Origin of the sequence: Sulfoacidibacillus ferrooxidans, from assembly GCF_022606465.1 — a bacterium.
GTDB lineage: Bacteria > Bacillota > Bacilli > Alicyclobacillales > SLC66 > Sulfoacidibacillus > Sulfoacidibacillus ferrooxidans.
The window spans coordinates 1-3,352 of the sequence record NZ_JALBUF010000044.1 but is presented as its reverse complement, the minus strand read 5'-3'; the positions used below and the strand labels follow the sequence as shown (position 1 = coordinate 3,352).

General features: G+C 49.1%; 1 protein-coding gene and 1 pseudogene. Both read right to left on the bottom strand.

Going from position 1 to position 3,352, the window contains the following annotated elements; genetic code table 11:
- On the bottom strand, window positions 1-2,732 hold a 2,732-nt coding region (locus MM817_RS16205; RefSeq protein ID WP_241717062.1), incomplete at its 3' end, for a helicase-related protein.
- An 86-nt stretch (window positions 2,733-2,818) separates the two neighbouring features.
- Window positions 2,819-3,352 (bottom strand): annotated as a pseudogene (locus MM817_RS16200) (hypothetical protein); the annotation flags it as partial.

Below are 3,352 nucleotides of genomic sequence, written 5' to 3'. Positions count from 1 at the left end.
CTTGACCATTTATCCGACAAGTCGGCCACGTTCTCAAGATGTGCTGCAAGGGCTGTGGTCTGCACACTTAGCCGATCCGCAGGCATGTACGTACGCATTTCCGATCGATCCAATCGACCTTCTAACAAGAGTGCATGCGCACGTTTGGCCATGTTGCGCTGAAATTGAGTGACTTCATACGAATTCTCGTAGACGTAGTGAAGCACCTTGCAGTTTTGCGTTTGACCAATCCGCCAAGAACGACGACTGGCTTGTCGCATCGTAGCGATCTTGTCCGTTTGTTGGTAAAAAATAAGCGTAGGAAAATCAAGCAAATCAACGCCCACTTCCACCAACGAAACGTTCGTGACAATGACCTGCACGCCATCCTTGACTGCTTGTTCGATCCACTCAATACGATCATCTGCAGATACAGACGAGCGCATGACGCGTACAGGAATGTCTTCTGTTTCAAGCACATCGACTAACCGTCGGTCCTGTGCATACTCTCCGCTATAGGTCACATACACCATCACACGACGATGCTGGGCCAACTCCGCTTTCACATCGGCGATCAATTGCCGTTCTTTAGCAGAAGGTGATCCATCCGATACAAAGAAGTTGCTGACCTCATGCGCTTCAATCTCCAACTGTGGCTGATTGGCCACATTGATCACTGAAGGGATGAAACTCGCGTAGGCTCCCGTGTTCCCGAGCATATAGAGTTGTTTGCATTTTTCATCCAACATGGAATGGAAGTGCCGATACGACTCCAGATGCTCTTCATCCATCTGCACAAACACCGGTTTTTCTTCGATCTTGACCAAGGGTAATCCCAAATCGCCGAGTTCGAGAAAAGCGGTTTTATCGGCTAGATGATTGACAAAAAGTTGAGGAGAAAGTCCCGGCAACTCTTTTGTTTGTTTGGATTTCACCTTGCCGCGTGTGTTTCCGCCTGCATTGGATATTTCGTCTTCGTATCGGATCACTTCTTCTAATACTCCGTATCGCTGCACGAAACGTGAAGAAGAATTGTGATCGAATCCTTCTGCTTGTAGTCGAGAAAAATCCGTTCGTGCAAGGATGGCAAACAAGGAGCTTGCTTTACCGTCTGAGAGCGTACCCGTTAATCCGAGTACACGCTTGGAGGCGGTGACCAAACTACCCATTGCTACGCCTTGTCCCGACTCGTTTTTGTATTGTTGCAGTTCATCGACGATCAGCAGATCCATGTATCCTTTGAGGTATCGTTGGATGAGCCAAGCGGGTTCCATCCGGCGATGTTTCATTTTCCCGGTTTCCCCTGCTTGTGGATCAGCAAAACGAGTCAATGTGGCCTCGCAATGCGCACAATGGATGATTCTTTTAGCTTCGCGAAAAGGAATCCCTTTCGTCATGGCTTGTGTAGATGCGTCACCTAAAGCCCATCGGCTCCACGTGATTTGTTGTGCATCTAAGTCCTCGTTGTTTCCTTCCTCGTTTTCAAGTGCGATCGCCAATTCCCCACAATGTGGGCAGTGCCAGTCATACTGTGTCGTGCCTCTGACCCGTCGCCAATGTAAAGTAGGTAATCGTTTGACACCTAGTTTGGCGGCATCTTTGCCCATCAACACGAATTCAAGACCGTTTGTTTTTTTAAATTTATTTCTGCGAACCTCATCGATCCAAGCTACCGTATCATGCCAATTCTCTAGCACACGAATCTTGGCGTCTGGCAATGTCGCTTTGATTTCATCTCGGACCCATTTAGGAATGGTCACACCAGGTGCGAGAACAAAGCTCACAAAGCCTTGTTTTCCGCTTGTTTTCGCACGTTGCCATAGAACGTTAGCTACGCCCAGTGCTTGAATCGTTTTCCCTGTGCCCATATCCGAAATGGAGAACACCGCTTTTTTTCCGTGATCCATGCCGTTAATCAACGCTTGGATCGTGTGTGCTTGTGCAGGAAACGGTACGCGTTGCATGGTGGCCAGTGCCTTCTCAAGCGGTCGATCCAAATCATGAAGTGGTTCAACAACTTCTTCGATTTGAGTCGCCAAATGTGGGGCATACTCTGCCAAATACGACGTGGTATCCGTTATGTCTTCCGTGATCGCGGGTGCATCCGTCACACCTTCTGGAATATTCAAAATCCCCTGTTGGATCAACCGAGACACGATTTCTTGCATACGCCGATCGGTGAGCTGATCGGAGAGCGTGATCGCCTGTAAATCTCGCCAGACATCCACGTCTGGATCCGTCCACACATCCAGCGTTGTAAGTAAACGTTCCTTTTGTAGTTCTGCATAGATCGCCTGAAACCACTCTGGAAGATGAGGAAAAGCAAATTCATCGAGTAACACATCCCCCAAGCGTGAAACAAGATCTCCGTCTGGTGCTAAGAGGATGCGATTCCCTTTGATTTTTTGCCGTTCCAATTCTTCTCGTTGCTCCATCACGCGTTTGTGCACGATCATCGCGTGTGTGCTACTTTCAGCACCCTTTTTCCCGTTGTTTGTGCGAAAGAACCGATAGGCTCCACCTGTATCGCAGGTCATTGGTTTCTTTTGCCACGTAGCCATCTGCGCATCCCCGTAGCGAACAGGTCTCCCTGTGGCTATCTTCGCGGATATCGCTTTCGCAGCGCTATCTACATCAATGATTCCAGCGGCTATGATCCTTGGTTTTTGCTGTCCTGGGATCTGTTCTGAAACCATGAGATGACATTTAGCTGTGATGTTCTCATAGGGCGAACTACATGTGATTTCTTTCATGAATGAACCACTCCTCGCGGGTTTGATCTAGATCTCCCCCGCGATTCACGCGAGGGAGTGTTGCTGCTCGCGTGAACGAGTGTTGCTTATTCGAGTTCGGTGATGCGACCATCTGCGCTGTATAAGCGAATGGCCGTTTTGTACACTTCCGTCCGAATTTCCTTGGTCGGATCGTTTTCGTCGATGACTGATTCGATCGTTTTTTTCGTGACACCGACGACTAGATGTCGGTTGTCTCCGATACCCACTGCCGAATTAAGAGCACCTGCAGCCATTAACGTCGCCATATGCGTGCGTCGAAACGGCAGTAAAGGCGTAGATAAGGATGCGTGTGACGATGTGCTTCCCATCATCTTCTCCACGGTGCTAAAGACAGGTGAGTGTGTCACGTCTTGCCTAAGTTCCTCTACATCAGCGATTGCCGCACGAAACATCGGCTCATCGTTTGATGCCACAGGGATCATATAGGGTTGATCGACAAACTCTTCGAGTGAAGCTAGGGCGTCTTTGTCTCCTTTGCCGATCTCGACAAGCTGCTTGAGCATGTGTTTATCGCTCGCATCGCCTGCACCAATAGGACCGGAACGGCGAATACCCACGATCACCACTTGCTTGTACAC